The 14,808-nt window shown below is 58.4% G+C and carries 11 protein-coding genes and 1 pseudogene; 5 read left to right on the top strand and 7 right to left on the bottom strand.

Features of this window, described 5'->3' with window-relative positions; all coding sequences use genetic code 11:
- Positions 1-204: 204 nt before the first annotated feature.
- The 5 genes from ACRQ5Q_RS10750 to ACRQ5Q_RS10730 form a co-directional block, all read right to left on the bottom strand.
- Positions 205-1,479 (bottom strand): hypothetical protein, encoded by a 1,275-nt coding sequence (locus tag ACRQ5Q_RS10750; protein ID WP_439397609.1) that lies wholly within the window; start codon positions 1,477-1,479, stop codon positions 205-207.
- A gap of 40 nt (positions 1,480-1,519) precedes the next feature.
- Complete coding sequence (locus ACRQ5Q_RS10745) at positions 1,520-2,410, bottom strand: TauD/TfdA dioxygenase family protein (protein WP_439397607.1); 891 nt, start codon at positions 2,408-2,410, stop codon at positions 1,520-1,522.
- A 94-nt stretch (positions 2,411-2,504) separates the two neighbouring features.
- Positions 2,505-3,353: a carbohydrate ABC transporter permease gene (locus ACRQ5Q_RS10740; RefSeq protein WP_439397605.1), complete on the bottom strand. Its 849-nt coding sequence runs from the start codon at positions 3,351-3,353 to the stop codon at positions 2,505-2,507.
- Positions 3,350-4,216: a carbohydrate ABC transporter permease gene (locus ACRQ5Q_RS10735; RefSeq protein ID WP_439399768.1), complete on the bottom strand. Its 867-nt coding sequence runs from the start codon at positions 4,214-4,216 to the stop codon at positions 3,350-3,352. Before ACRQ5Q_RS10735 ends, ACRQ5Q_RS10740 begins: the two co-directional genes overlap by 4 nt.
- 95 nt (positions 4,217-4,311) lie before the next feature.
- A complete protein-coding gene (locus ACRQ5Q_RS10730; protein WP_439397603.1) occupies positions 4,312-5,490 on the bottom strand; it encodes an ABC transporter ATP-binding protein in 1,179 nt (392 codons plus the stop codon).
- Positions 5,491-6,600: 1,110 nt separating this feature from the next.
- Between ACRQ5Q_RS10730 and ACRQ5Q_RS10725 the strand changes: the two genes are divergently transcribed.
- From ACRQ5Q_RS10725 to ACRQ5Q_RS10705, 5 genes and pseudogenes are all read left to right on the top strand, one after another.
- Positions 6,601-7,473 carry an isocitrate lyase/phosphoenolpyruvate mutase family protein gene (locus ACRQ5Q_RS10725; protein WP_439397601.1) on the top strand — a complete coding sequence of 291 codons (873 nt, stop codon included), beginning with the start codon at positions 6,601-6,603 and terminating at the stop codon, positions 7,471-7,473.
- 1,068 nt (positions 7,474-8,541) lie between these two features.
- On the top strand, positions 8,542-8,625 hold the full coding sequence (locus ACRQ5Q_RS10720; protein WP_439399766.1) for a hypothetical protein: 84 nt from the start codon (positions 8,542-8,544) through the stop codon (positions 8,623-8,625).
- A gap of 26 nt (positions 8,626-8,651) precedes the next feature.
- Complete coding sequence (locus ACRQ5Q_RS10715) at positions 8,652-9,038, top strand: FAD-dependent oxidoreductase (RefSeq protein ID WP_439397600.1); 387 nt, start codon at positions 8,652-8,654, stop codon at positions 9,036-9,038.
- 632 nt (positions 9,039-9,670) lie between these two features.
- Positions 9,671-10,015, top strand: coding sequence for a hypothetical protein (locus tag ACRQ5Q_RS10710; RefSeq protein ID WP_439397598.1), 345 nt, complete (start codon positions 9,671-9,673; stop codon positions 10,013-10,015).
- Positions 10,016-10,102: 87 nt separating this feature from the next.
- Positions 10,103-10,291, top strand: a pseudogene (locus ACRQ5Q_RS10705) (IS5/IS1182 family transposase); the annotation flags it as partial.
- Positions 10,292-10,681: 390 nt separating this feature from the next.
- On the opposite strand, the gene ACRQ5Q_RS10700 reads toward ACRQ5Q_RS10705, so the two are convergent.
- Both ACRQ5Q_RS10700 and ACRQ5Q_RS10695 read right to left on the bottom strand, forming a co-directional pair.
- A complete protein-coding gene (locus tag ACRQ5Q_RS10700; RefSeq protein WP_018645234.1) occupies positions 10,682-10,888 on the bottom strand; it encodes a cold-shock protein in 207 nt (68 codons plus the stop codon).
- A gap of 732 nt (positions 10,889-11,620) precedes the next feature.
- Positions 11,621-13,735 carry a prolyl oligopeptidase family serine peptidase gene (locus ACRQ5Q_RS10695; RefSeq protein ID WP_439397595.1) on the bottom strand — a complete coding sequence of 705 codons (2,115 nt, stop codon included), beginning with the start codon at positions 13,733-13,735 and terminating at the stop codon, positions 11,621-11,623.
- Positions 13,736-14,808: the final 1,073 nt, after the last annotated feature.

The following is a 14,808-nucleotide window of genomic DNA, read 5'->3' as shown; positions in this document are numbered from 1 at the left end:
TACCCGGCTTGGTGAGGAGCGAGCACCTCGTCCCTGCCGCAACACGATCGAAAGATCGTCAACCATGTTGGAATTGCGTCGGTAGCGGGCCCGACTGTGATCGAACTAGTCGAGCGGGCCAGCTTTTGCGACACCTGGTGAGGGGCGCGGGCATTGTCAAAAATGCGTCGAGTGAGTGCTTGGGAACGGCTGAAGGCTGTCATTCTATTTTGTTGGTGGTGCCGGTTGATTGCAGACGATGGCCGAGACTTCGGCCTGCAGCAATGCGATTTCAGTTGCGAGATTTGTCAGATGACGTGCTGTTGCTTTGGCGCCGCGCTCACCTACGAAGAAGAAATGACCGCCTGATACAGTACGCGTGAGGCGGCGTGGCAAATCTAACATAAGCAACCGCAACTGCTCCCAAAGCTGGGGAGGGAAAGTGGAAAGACCGGGGCACCCGCTAACGTAGCGCTCGAAGACGTGCTGTGCGTTCAGGAAACTCCAGGTGAGTGTATCGGTTAGCGCGTGACGCGCATCAGAAGGCCGCGTCGGCGCTATTACACCCGTCAACGGATGGGAACCAAAATCGAAAGTGCCGAGCTCGTCCGTCACTTCGGCCACCGAAACGCCCGCGCTGCGCGATCGGAGAAATTGCGGCTCTCCGCGCAGCAGAAGCGGCGTATTTACACGATAGTCGCGTTGATAGACATCTGGGGGGATGATCACGCGGTCGTTGTCGGCCGATTGGGCAGCAAGTTCAGCACACCAATCTGAGTGACGCGTTGGTAGACCGGGCTCATCGGCCGAAAGATCCCACAAGCCCGCCTGCGTCACCGGCTCGCCCCTCTCGAATACGGGCACCAGGCCGGGAAACGGAGCGCTCGCAGCGAGCGAAATAAAGCCGATCGGCGGCAAACCGCCTCGGGCAAGGCCTCGGCAGACTGAGCGTGCAACCCGGCCCGCCATGCTCCAGCCGGCCACGACGACACGCCGTGGCGCCGGACACGTGGCCAAAAGGCCAAGGGTGATCGCCGTCACCGACGCGCCCCAGTCGCTCACGGTCATCTCGGGGTAAAGCCGTGGAAAGGTGGGATGATCACTCGGATAGGAGAGCGCCAGAAGCCCCCATCCGACCTCGCGCAGCCAGAAGTCGAGAAAGTCCCGGGGATCCGCGCCCGGGTGGCCATATGCGACCCGGGCCAGATGGCCACCGCCAGGCAAGAAAACGACGGTTGGGTTGGTGCCGGTTGGCGGACGCCAAAACACAATGGAAGGAAACGTGCCGCCATTCATAATCAGCTCGTTCGAAAATAGTGCCGCGGCCGATCTCGGGCCGGCGCCTGAAATTGTCGGCCAGCAGGGAACCACCGCACTTCTCCAATGATCGCGCGACTTGTCGTCCGGGAAAACGGACCGCCAGTTTTCGGGGGTCTCGGACAGGGTATGCTCGTCTTCGTGGGTATGGATGATCGCTGCGGGGCGGATGGCACCGCTCACCGCAACACTTTCTGCTGCCACTGTGCCCTAGCGAACTAGATTAGGACGCCAATGCATACGGAATCGGTGGTTCGCCCTGGGTCGTGATATGCCATAGGACACGCCGTTCTCGCGAGTCGAACGCCTCACGTCTATGAAGCGTGTAACTGTTATCGAAAACGAAGAGGTCATCGACACCAATTACGTCGCCCCATGTATCGTTATAGGCTTCGACGTATGTCCATAGCAGATCAGAGAGCTTCTCACTCTCTGCGCGCGTTAAGCCTTCGATAAGGCATTGTCGCTGTCTAGGAAGATACAAGGATGGTCTTCCACTATGGGGATTGAGGCGCACGAGCGGAAAGCTGGGCCCAATATGCCGACGATCCGCCCCTTCGGGGAGTGCTGCGATTTGCTCGGCATATTCAGGAGCGAAGTTATACGGCGAATAATGGATGCAACTCAATCGGCTCAGATAGGACGTCAAGCAGTGAGGCAGGCGATCATGGACATCGGACAGGTTCATGAAAAACGTCTTGGGTGGATTTGCTTTGGGCGACTCGCGTCCGTACAAGAACGTCAACTTGATGGGCTGTGGCAAATAGGTGCCGTCGGTGTGCCAGTAATTCTCTGACGAACCACCGTCGCCGATAGGTCGGCCATCATCATTCGCTACATTCGAGACAACCTTGATTTCAGGATGTCCAGGCAAATGCGCGCTACTTGACGCTGCGGCGCGCTTTAGCGTCTTTGTCTGGCCGAAGGCAGACGCAAGCGTGACGAATTCGCTTGGTGACAGATGCTGGCCACGAAAGCGAAGCACAAGGTGCGTTTCAAGCGCTTCGCGAAGCGCAGCGACAACGGTGGCGTCTTTCGATTCCGCCAATCTGCGGAGATCGACATTGGCGACGTCCGCGCCGATTGCGGAAGAAAGCTTTGCTATTGTCAGCATCGGAGTTCCTTTTCAACCATATCCATGTCAGCACTTCCCGGTTTAATGCCTGCGCATGCGACGAGAGGAGAATTTCGGTCGCTCGGTTCGCCTATTATTTGACGGCCCCTCCGGTTAGTCCCTCGACGAACCAACGTTGGGCTGCGAGGAAGGCGATGGTGAGCGGGAGTACCACAATAGTGGATGCGGCCATCAGAGGACCGTAGTCGCTGCCGGCCTCCTCGTTCTTGAAGACCAGAATACCCAGCGGCGGCGGCATCAGGGACTGATCACGTACAGCGATCAATGGCCAGAACAGGTCATTCCAGTGCCCGACCACCGAGAAGATTGCGAATGCGACGACGGCCGGTAGTGCCATCGGCACCATGACCTTCCAGACGATAGCGAGTTCAGAAAGACCGTCGAGACGTGCAGCATGCACGACATCATCCGGAATCGTCTTAAAAAATTGCCGGAACAGGAAGATGCCGAAGGGTGACACGAGATAAGGAAGGATCAGCGCGGTGTAAGTATTAAGAATGGCGAGCTTGTACCCGAGGACAAATAGCGGCAGCGAAAGCACTTGGTGCGGGAGGATCAGACCGGCAAGCACCATGCCGAAAACGAGGTTGCGACCGAAAAATGGTAGTTTTGCAAGCGCGTAGGCGCAAGGAGCACAGAGGAGAATTTGCAGCGCCAGGATCAGACCGCATACCATCAAGCCGTTGCCCATATAGCGGAGCAGCGGGGCCTGGGTCAGCGCTTTTTCATAATTTTCAATGCCGTAGAATTGCGCGGGCCAAAAGGAGAAGGGCGCGTGGAATATCTCGCCCGGCGCCTTGATCGAGAGCGAGATCATCCACAGGAAGGGAACGAGTATCAACGCTCCTGTCACGACTAACACGGCATGGCGAAGGATGCCGGCAAGCGACGACAAGCCTTTGACGGGAGTGGACGCGCTCATTGGTAATGCACCTTTCTGTCCATGACGAGGGCGTTGATCAGCGTGAGAGTTCCGACCATGGCGAGAAAGACGACGGCGATGGCGGCGCCATATCCGGTGCGCAGATACTCAAAACTCTCTCGATAGAGCGTGTAGAGCAGTACTTCGGAGGCATCTCCAGGGCCACCCTGCGTCAGTACCTTCACGGCGTCGAAACATTCCAAGGCCCGCAATGCCACGACAATGACAACGAACATCGAGACCGGCCCGAGCAAGGGCAGAGTGACGGTGCGCAGGCGGTCGATCCATAAGTCTGCACCGTCGACATCGGCTGCATCGTAGAGATCTCGCGGGATGGTTTTGAGGCCGGCGAGAAACAACACCATCGCATAGCCTAGATTTTGCCAGATCCCGATAGCGCCCAACACCGGAAGGACGGTATTTTCATTGCGCAGCCAATTGGCGGTCGGAAGGCCCACGGCGGCGAACATCTGGTTCACGAGGCCTATCGTGGGATGCAGCAGCGCCTCCCAGACAATGGCCATAGCCGTGACCGTTGCCATAAAGGGCAGGAAATGGATGGCACGATAAAACGAGCGGCAGGATTTTCCGCTTTCGATCAGAAGTGCAACAGTAAGGCCGCCAAGCAGCGTAGCCGGCACGACGATCAGAACATAGGCAGCGGTGTTGGCGAGGGAGGCTCTAACGGTGGCATCCGCGAACGCCTCGCGGTAGTTGGCGAGGCCGACGAAGGAAAAGGAGCCCGCCCCGAGCTGCCAGTCGGTGAGCGCGATGAAGAACACCCCAACCACCGGCAGCAAGAACAGCACCAGCAGAAAGAAGACCGCCGGGCCAGCGAGCCCGTATCCTGTGAACGCCACCATAAAGGCTTGCCGACGAGCTGGTGAGACCGCAAGAAATGACGTTCCACGCTGCATGAAGGAGCGATTATAAGCATCGGAAAAAACATGAGGCTCGCTCATCCTGCGGCCTCCCGGAACGGAGCGACGTATCTGCAAACGGGATCCGCTTCCCGCCGTAAGCGCCGTCCATCCCGTGTAAACAGAAGAATGCGATCCGGTCTCGCGCCAACGTGCAAGGTCTGGCCGGGCGCGATATGCGGCGCTCGCTCGGCCGGCAGCCTTACGAGGAACGGCTGATCGATCCCGGCAAGATTGAGATGTACGAAGAGATCTGATCCCATGTGCTCAACCATTCGCACCGAACCTGTCAGCACCCCATGGCCAGCGTGGTCTGCGAGATAAAGAGTCTCCGGGCGAATGCCGAGTGAAAGCGGCGTCCCCGCCAGGGCATGAGCTTCGATCGGGATCGTCGAACCAGCCACGTCGATTAGGCCGCGTTCGCGCATCACGCCATCAAGCAGGTTGATCTTGGGTGAGCCGATGAATTCGGCCACGCGGCGATTGTCTGGATCGGAATAGATGCTTTGCGGTGGAGCAACCTGCAACAACTCACCATCGAGCATCACCGCCACACGATCCGAAAGGGTCATCGCCTCGGCCTGGTCATGGGTAACATAGACGAAGGTGACCCCGAGCCGTTGGTGCAGTTCCTTGATCTCGGCGCGCATCTGCACCCGCAGCTTGGCGTCGAGGTTGGATAGGGGCTCGTCCATTAGGAAAACAGCTGGCTGGCGCACCATCGCCCGACCAACCGCGACACGCTGGCGCTGGCCGCCCGAGAGTTGCCCCGGTTTGCGCGACAACAGGTGGCCGATCCCGAGGGACTTAGCCGTGCGGGAGACTTCCACTCCAATGTCCGCGGCGATCTGCGGCGTTCTAGGCAGAAGACGGCCCAGAAGGGGGAGCCTCTGTAAGGCCGACAGCCGACGCATCCGCAACGGCAGCGCGAGGTTCGACGCGACACTCATATGGGGATAGAGTGCATAGGACTGGAACACCATGGCGATATCCCGCCGCTTCGGCGGGACGCCATCCACGACGCGGTCGCCGATCGAGACGGAGCCGGCGTCCTGCACCTCAAGTCCCGCCAGGAGACGGAGCAGCGTCGACTTGCCACAGCCCGACGGTCCCAACAGCGTCAGGAATTCACCATCGGCTATCGACAATGAGACGCTGCGCAGTACGGGCGTTTGGCCGTAGGCCTTACTGATGCTTTCGATCGAAACAGATGCCATTGCATCACTTCCTCGCTGCCATGAAATTCTTTGCCCAAGCTGCGGACCTTCAAGACCCTTCATGCTACAGCTGGATGACATGTATCGAATAAGTAGATGGAAGCCCCTGCAATATGCGATAGCCGTGGGACTGCGGAGCTAAACAGTGTGAGCCCTAGGCAGCCTCACAGAGGTCGCTTGACAACGGACCAGCCCCGAGTGAGGGAGCCTTCGCGCTGCTTCCTTAAGGGGCGCCGTGCAAATTTCTTCGTCGTGAGCGGAAAAGCGTTCGAGTCCTGTTGATCGTTTCATTTTTGACAAGAGCATTCACACGTATGCGCGGCATCCAACGCGTAACGCGCGGAGCAAATTGCTCTGCTGGTGAAGCGCGGCCCGCGAAAGGCGGCCGTCGTCTTGGGCGATCCTAAGCAAGGCATCGCAAGTTGCGATGATTTAATTCAACAAATACGAATGTCCGTTTTGTTTGCAACCTCGCAACGAGTAGAAGCTATGAACAATCCTCGTCAAACGTCAGGTGCTTCTATTGTCTCTGCTAGCAGAACAGCTCAAGGCTTGTTCCTCCCGCAGAAGCCGAGGCCATGACGGCGCGAGCAACCGAGCTACGCCAAAGTGCGGACGCGATCAGACTCAGTCAGGGCGAACCCGATTCGAAACCTTACTTGCTGCCTGCCAGACCGGTATCTGGCGCAATCCGCGACGTGCCGAAGAAATGCAGCACGCTCGTCGGGAGCAGGCGGCTGCGCGGGGCAAGCCGCGGGAATTCCATCGCGATCACAAGCTCGATTCCAATATGGATCAGACCAGGGTCTTTTGGCTTCGAAGCAGGCGTGTTCAGCGGGAACTTTGCAAGTGTCGATGCCAGGCAACGGCGATTCGAAAGCCAGGCAATGATGAGTTGGCACGTTCCGTATGGCGCCGGGCGGAAGGCGACGGACTGACAGCCATGTTCACCATCTCTTCTCTACGCCTTTGGGACCCCGTAGTAGCGCCCCGGCAGCTTCCAGGCTTCGCCCGACATTCGCATCTGCCATGCTTCCTCGCTTGAGAATCTCACCCAGGCCTGCGATCGGATCATCATCGCTTGCACCGCCCCATCTTGAAAGACTTCGGATGTCCCCTGCCAAACGTCTGCGCGCCCGGATGGCCGAAAGCGGTCTTGTCCACATTATGGCAGCTCACAGCCCACTTTCAGCAATTCTCGCGGAGGAAGCCGGCTTCGATGGGCTGTGGGCCTCCGGTTTCGAACTTTCCGCACTTTATGGCTTGGCTGACATGAGCCTGATCTCGATGGCACAGCATCTGGATATGCTGCGGGCAATCGCTGGGCGCACGACGATACCGATCGTGGCCGACATCGACACAGGCTATGGCAATGCCATCAATGTCATCCATGCGATTGGCGAGTATGAAAGGGCCGGCGCCAGCGCCGTTGTCATCGAGGACAAGACATTTCCGAAGGTTACAAGCCTTGCTGCGGACGGCCGCCAGCAACTGCTGCGCATCGAGGAATTCCAGGGCAAGATCGAGGCTTCTCTTGCCACGAGACGAGATCCAAACTTTCTTGTGATCGCGAGAACCGAAGCGCTCATCGCTGGCCTTGGCGAAGCTGAAGCCTTAGACCGCGCGCAAGCATATGTGAAAGCTGGCGCCGACATGATCCTGGTCCATTCAAAGAAGACGGATCCTGGCGAGATCGAAAGCTTTTCCCGCGCCTGGACCGGTTCAGTGCCGCTGGCCATTGTGCCAAATGCTTATCCGGATCTGGATGCTCGTCGGGTCAAGGCATTGGGCAACGTCCAGATGATGATCTATGGCAATTACGCCATTCGGGCCTCAAGCACGGCCATGAGAGACACCTTCCTCCGCATCATCGCTGATGGCGGCGTCCAGAACGTCCACAAGGATATAGTACCGGTAGAGGAACTCTTCAGACTGCAGAGAATGGACGAGATTAGGGCAGCTGAAATGCGCTTTCTGCGCTGATGCAGGGCTGAAAGCCAACTCTAAGTTTCCCCGATCGGCTGTCGCTGCAATCTCCTCGATTCGGCCGGCTCATTCATTGGGATTGCAACTCCATTTCGAATGGAGGACCATGGGCGCCCTCTCAGTCAGCATCTTTGCCCGTGGAATCGAACGGCTGCCGAGCTAGCGGAACGACCGAGCTCCGGTCAGCGCCGGCAAAACCTGCGCCGCCACAACTGATAGGCGATCGACATACCAGAGCTGGTGTAGCCCGCCCCAGTAGAACATTCGGTGACACGCATCGAATAGTTCGATGAAAACCTCCAAATTTGTGATGTTTTTATGTAGGTTATAGCCAATGGTATGATAACTATCGAATGGCTGCCTTGGCGCATGAGAGCTCGTGCGCTTGTGGCATACAATGTGCGCCGGATCCGCGTCGAGCGGGTATTCCGCAAGAGCAATTGGCCCACGATGCAGGTGTTGATCGCTCCTATATCAGCGGACTTGAGCGCCAACAGGCGCTGTTCGGCTATCCAGGGGTGCGCCGCCACCCGCTAGTCAGTGAATCTAAAGTTCGCCAATGGATCATCGCGCAGCTGCGAGGCGGACGAAGGGCGGTCGCCAGAACCGTGAATTGTTTCTACTCGTAGTTGTCCACGCCGTCTGAGCAGGCGCTCCGAATTCCCCGTACCTTTGGATCACACAGACGGGATCCCTTCGGAGGAGCCACTCCCAATCGACATCCACACTACTGAACAGGTCCGGATGAATTAAACAGAGACCGAATATCGCCGAAAGAACGTCTCAAGGATTGACTGTGCGAACCGCGTGCGCGCGCCTGGTATGGGCGCCGAGAAACAGTTCGATCTGCTCGAACCGCCCAACGAAAATCAGGATTCGAAGTCCGGACTGTGCTGCTTCAATTGGCAAAGCTCGGCGAATTGCCACTGATGGGGTTTAGGCGCAGCTCTGTCGCAGCAGTCGATACATCCTGTCCGCGCTTAAAGCGTCGTTCCACGAGGCGCGCTGTGCAACGAACGCAGCACCCACGGGCGATTGGCTACGCCTGAGGATGTCGCGCGAGCTGTGCACTTCTTCGCGTCTTCGCTGTCCAGGTTCGTGACGGGCCAGATTCTTCGCATCGATGGCGGGCTCACCGCCAGTACTTGAGCAGATTTCCCAGGAAGGAGGAGCCGATGAAAATCGGAGTCGTCGGGGCTGGTATCATCGGCAGCTCCATTGCCTATCACCTCGGGAAGGCCGGTGCGCAAGTGACCGTTTTCGATATTGGCAAACCTGGAAACGGCGTCTCGTCCGCATCATTTGCATGTCTTAATGCGTTTGGCCAAGCCAAAGCCGACCTGCCGTTTAGGCTCGACGCTATCAAGTACCACAGCATGATCGCTCGCGAGGTCGGAAGCGAGCGACACCTCCACACGGACTGGAACGCTGCGGCTCGCTTCCTTTGGGAATGCTGCTGCACAACTGGAACAGAATGCCAAGGCCCTTTGCAAGTACGGAAGTCAGGTGGAACTCATTTCACCGGCCGCAGCAGGTCGCCTCGAGCCATCTATCAGGACTGAATGGCCGCCGAAGTCGTTCTTGTCGCGGAAGAAGGATGGGTGAATGCGGGAGCGCTATGCCGGGCTCTGATCGAACGCTCTACCAAACGGTTTGCGGTTCGGTATCGGCGGGAGCGAGTACAAGGCCTTGAGAGGCTGCAGTCAAAGCCACGCTTGCGCCTAACGACAGGAATTGAGGTATTCGACTCCGTCGTGCTGTCCGCCGGCAATGACACCAATGCACTGCTCACGCCTGCCGGTTTCTCATGCCACTAGATTGACAGCAGCACCTGGCCCCCTTGTGGACCTGTTGTGCGCTGGGCACGCAAGCTGCGACGGGCTACCTACGCCGACAAGCTGCATATCAGGCCGGGCGACCACGGAGGATATCTGGCTGGCGTCACTGCCGCCCCTGGTGACGGCCCCGAGCATAAGCGAATGGAGGAGGAGCGCCGTTCTCTCGTTAGTTCGGCAAGCCGGACGGTCCAGACCATTGCCACGAAGGACAAAGGTTACCGAACGGAACATTTGCATCAAACCGAGGCTGATCGACCCAGAAAGTTACCGATCGGGAATTCTGCTCCCGAGCAACTGGGTGAATTGAAAAGGAGATGCCGGCGGGAAAATCCGCGCTAATCCCCGTCGAGCAAAGCATGGTCCTTAGCGTCCGCTCGGTGTCGAGCCGGCGCTGCTGGCCCACAACGATCTCCCCGATCTTGTGGGCAGCGGCAGCTCATCGTGATCGGGACGCCGGTTTCGGTTGCCATTTTCATGGAACCGAACCTTTTTTCGGCGACGGCGCTTCTGATGGTGTGATCAGCACCACAGCCATTGCCGCCCATCAGATTGCCTTCGAGGTCGCAACTGCCCTTTGCATGATTCCTTTCTGCATCGAGATGGCGGTGACCGTACGTGTCGGACACGCACTCGTCCGGAACGATCTATCCGGCATCAGGCGGCTGCAATCGGATTCCGAGCAGCCTGGCGGCAGCACCTAGGTACGCCTCTAGCAGGGCGTTGAAAAAGGTGTTCGCAACGACCAGCGACTGGGATTCATTGGCTCCGACGAGATTCGGAGATGATGCCTGCGCGGCGGCGACAATCGAACGGGCGAGCTGTTCAGCTACGTCGATCTGGAGGCTCGGGTACGGCGTGACCATCCGCTGCGAGCGATCCGGACGATCGTGAACGAGTCGACGCTGAAGCGCGAGTTTGCCGCGCTCTATTCGCCTATTGGGCGGCCGTCGACCCCGCCGGAGAAGCTGCTGCGGGCGTGCTGTTGCCTCAGCGCAGCCGGCCAGTATGGTCGATAACGGAAGAACCCGGTTGTGCGAGCACCTTCATGAGCTACATGCATCACCCCTGGACAGGGGAGTACCAGCCCGGCGGCGTGCACTTTCCGGCGCGTTGGTCACGAGCGTACGGTTCGGGGCGCAGGAATATCTTGCCACGCCCACACTGCGATCGGCTCGCAACTCTGTAGCTCTGACGGCAGTGATCGGTCGACGGCCTCAGGAGATCAACGCTGTCATGCGGTTTGCGAGACAGCCTCATGGCTGGAAGAGACCGTCGAAAAGCCAAACGCCCGGCGCGCCGTGACAAGTCATCGCCGGACAGGTGCGAGAACACGCTTTGCAGAGAGCAGTTTCCGGAGGCGAGTCGGATCAGCCAACCCGAAGATCCTCAGCTGACATCTTGCCCGAACGCCCGGCCTTGAGCTGATAACTTACCCGCGCCCCCTCTTCAAGAGTGGTGTAACCGGCCCTTTCGACGGCACCGATGTGCACGAAGACATCGGGACCTCCGTCCTCAGGCCTGATGAACCCATAACCTTTGGTCGAGTTGAACCACTTCACAATACCCATTGCCACGGCGACATCTCCATAGTGAACCGTTGTGATCTAGCGAAGAGTCTGCCGGCCAAAACGCCAGCGTCGCTGCGCTGGTCACGTGCTCGTTTTTTATCGCATGGTCTATCTGCGGCCGCATTGTGCAAATGACAGAAAGCGCCGTGACGTCGACCACACTTCGCTTCAAGGCTTCAGGATCCGGATGACGTTTTGACCTTCTTCACTCGTCGCGCGCTAGCGGCTTACAGAAGAGTTGCAGAGCCTCGAACACGCCGCGCTTATCGGGAGCCGAGCTAAAGCGAATCGGATTGATCGTCGCAACAGGGCGGCCGTGAACTCCTTCGCGCAGCCTGGATCAGGATAATCAATCCGCGCCATGCCTGCATTGAGCTATGTGACATGCTTTCTCAAGCACGAAGATAGTCCCAGAGCTGCGCTTTAGCTGTTCGCGTTTAGATATTAGCCGCACGCCGGCCATCTCGGACTCTGCGAGACAATCCTCAAGGAAGCGCATCTGGCAACTTACCGCCCGCTCGTCATGTTGTGGTTGGACGCCAGGAAACCCGCTCGCCAGCGGTGGAGGCTGTTCAAACCAGGGTAACTTGGGCATCTGACGACCCTCATCGCCTCTGCTGGCGCCTCATCAGCTCTCTCGCCTTGGATTCGATGAATTCAGCTGAGCACCGTGAAGACGTTGAGATAACACCAATGGTCTCTCATTTTATCTGCCTCGATCAGCCCGCTGAGCGAATTTTACTCAGAACAAAGCCGCCTCGATGCATAGGTGTATTCAAGGGCCAGTTGACGCGCATATTCCTTGAGGTTGGCGGCGGCGCTGTGCCCCCCGTCGATGTTCTCGTAATAGAAGTAAGGCTGCCCCAGCGCGGCGAGCTTCGCGGCTGCTTTGCGGCCGTGCGCTGGATGCACGCGGTCATCCTTGGTCGAGGTAAGAATTAGGGGAGCGGGATAAGTCTTGCCCGCCATCAGCTTCTGGTAGGGCGAGTAGCCTTCGATCCACGCACGGTGCTCGGCGATCGCAGGGTCACCGTACTCGCCGATCCAGGAGGCGCCTGCGCCCAGTTTGGTGTATCGAAGCATGTCAAACAGTGGCACCTTGATGATGGCCGCGTTGAAGAGTTCGGGACGTTGGGTGATTGCGGCGCCAACGAGCAGGCCGCCCTGGCTGCCGCCAATGATTCCTAGCCGGCGCGGACTTGTGATCTTCCGGCGAATCAGGTCCTCGGCAACGGCAATGAAATCATCCCATGTCGTCTGCTTCGTTGCCGTCTGGGCCGCTTGATGCCATTGTGGGCCAAACTCGCCGCCCCCACGCAGGTTCGCCACGACATAGGCATTGCCCTGTTCGAGCCAGAGCCGCCCCACCGGTCCCAGATAAGAGGGCAGAAGCGAAGCCTGGAAACCGCCATAGCCATAAACAAGTGTCGGGATCGCCCCGTCAAACCTTGCGTTCTTCGGCCGCACCAGAAAATAGGGAATTGACGTGCCATCACGCGAAGTGCCTTCGAGCTGCTCCACGACATGGTTGGACGCATCGAAGGCAGCCGGTGTCGTCTTCAATTCCTCAAGGCTTTTGCTTTCGGCATCAAAATACCAGACTGAGGTTGGTCTGAGATAGCTCGAGACCACGAACATCGCCTGGTCCGCTTCATCGGACGTGGCTGACAGGCTGACATTTGCATGTTCCGGCAGCGGGATCGGCGTCGCCGACCAAGCTCCCTGATCGTACTTATAAGCGAACGCTTTGCTCTGAACGTTCTCAAGGATCGTCATGATCAACAAGTTCTTTGTGACGCCCAACCCGCTCACGGCCTGGCGGGGCCCAGGTTGGAAGACGAGCGAGGCTTTGGCGCGCAGCGGATCCTGTTTCCATTCGGCCAGACCATACGAAATCAGCGATCCCGCGGCGAAGCTGATATCGCCTGGCGGCCTCCAATCTTCATCAAGCCTTACAAGCAGGCGACCACCCACTAGACCGATCATCGCGGCCTTCTTCGGCAGATTGAGCTTGACGGGCCCATCGGGGCGGAAGACCACATGCTCGGACTCGAAAGTGCTGATTGCGCGGATCGCGCCGGTCGCATGAATATTGCCCTCGCTGTCACGAAGCACAAAGGGGGACGCCCTAACGTCGGTGGGCTCGCCACGAAACATCTCGCGAGCCTCACTGAGCGGCTGAGCGCGTTTGAGCTCCTTCACCACAAAGGGGTAGCCGGCTTGCGTCACAGTCCCCTCGCCCCAGTGCCGTGCAACAAGGAGTGTGTCACGATCGACCCAGCTGACGTGCTGCTTGCCCTCCGAGAGATAAAAGCCATCCGCAACGAAGCTCTTGGCGTCGCAGTCGAACTCTCGTATGGACGCGGCATCCTTGCCGCCATCGGAAAGATTAATCAGGCAGAGGCGCTCTTCAGGCGGAAGGCAGCTGCTACCTTGAAAGATCCAATTCCTGTTCTCGGCGACCGCTAAGGTGTCCACGTCGAGAATGGTTTCCCACTGTGGGTCTTTGCTACGATAGCTCTCGAGCGTGGTGCGCCGCCAGACGCCGCGCACGTGGTTCTCGTCTCGCCAGAAATTCTCCAAAGCTCGCCGTTCCAACGAAACGTATGCGATCCGATCCTTGGCCTGCAGGATGGAGAGCGCCTGTTCAAAGAAGCGTGGATAGCGAGGATCTGACTGGAGCACCCCGAGCGTCTTCTCGTTCTCGGCGCGGGCCCAAGCCACTGCGTCTGGCCCTTCGATCTCCTCGAGCCAAAGGAATGGGTCATCAGTCACCGCCGCATCCGTTCGCAGCGCCGTGGAGGCGAAGCAGGCAATCGAAAGCAAAGTGGCGGAGAGGAGTGATTTGTTCATGGATTTGCTCCGGAGGAGGTCGAGCGGCAAGGCTCGCGGGCCCTGACGCGTCAAGCAGAAGCGGCGGAGAGCACGCAAGCTCATGACATAGCGCGGCTTGCGCTATGTCGCGGGCCGTTCACTGCAAGCTGCGTGCCGGCTGAAAAGTGCAAGTTTCAGCCGTTCGGAGCTGCAGGCCCCTGTTCGGTTGCCGACATTGGTTGCCAAGCGGATATCTCAGCGTGTCGGCCAACCGCCTGCGAGACAGCGCCAGCGTTTTTGATCTTCAGTGCCAAAAACCCGGGACGCAGCGATGCTGCTTTCCTCCGCATATGAGCTTGTTCCTTCACGCTGGCGTCACCGGGCAGACTTGTCGACGGGCATCATTCCCACGAAGAGCAGCGCATTGATCAGCAGCCAGGTCGACATCGGGCAAGGGTGGTATGCATGGCGACCTCCGACTCGTTGACTGCAAGCGTTGCCGATTTGGACGAGCTTTTTCCTCGCGAAACCCACTAGTCACGGCGAAAGATCGGTTCGTTGACTGATTGCCGAGATGATTGCACTCGAGACGAGGAAAGTAAAAGCGCCTAGAAACGGTCTACGTTGCAACACGTCTTGAGACTGAGCCAACAATCAACAACAGGTACAAGCGCCAGATCAGGTTCTTCGGCGGGCCGCCTGCTTCGGCATCGCGACGGTACGCTATAGACGGCCATCATAGGGCTCCTGGCTCGTGCGCGCGTGGCGCATCAGCGCGCATCCGATACGAGGTAGAAACCTGCAGAGAGCTTCTTTCAGGCTGCTGCGGCTACGACTTTGGCTCGATCAGGTGCGGCCCTGTGCGGGGATACAATCCCCTTCCATGACATGCCCCTTTCATACCGTGAGCAGGATACCTCCGATGTGGTCGGCTTGATGCTCTGCCGGCGGCACAAACAATGAGGCCGGCTCCCCACTATGCGACAGCGAAATTGCAGCTCCAATGTTTGACCAGTTTAACGGGGGCGTGCGTCGTTAATGGCTCTGTACGAGTCGTACCTACCTCGCGGAGATGTATATGAGCTGTGTTGCGCGCCTCGAATCCTTCTCAA

The organism is Bradyrhizobium sp. PMVTL-01 (genome assembly GCF_051861855.1).
GTDB lineage: Bacteria > Pseudomonadota > Alphaproteobacteria > Rhizobiales > Xanthobacteraceae > Bradyrhizobium.
The sequence above is the reverse complement of the archived record's forward strand: the minus strand, read 5'-3'. Positions and strand labels throughout refer to the sequence as shown.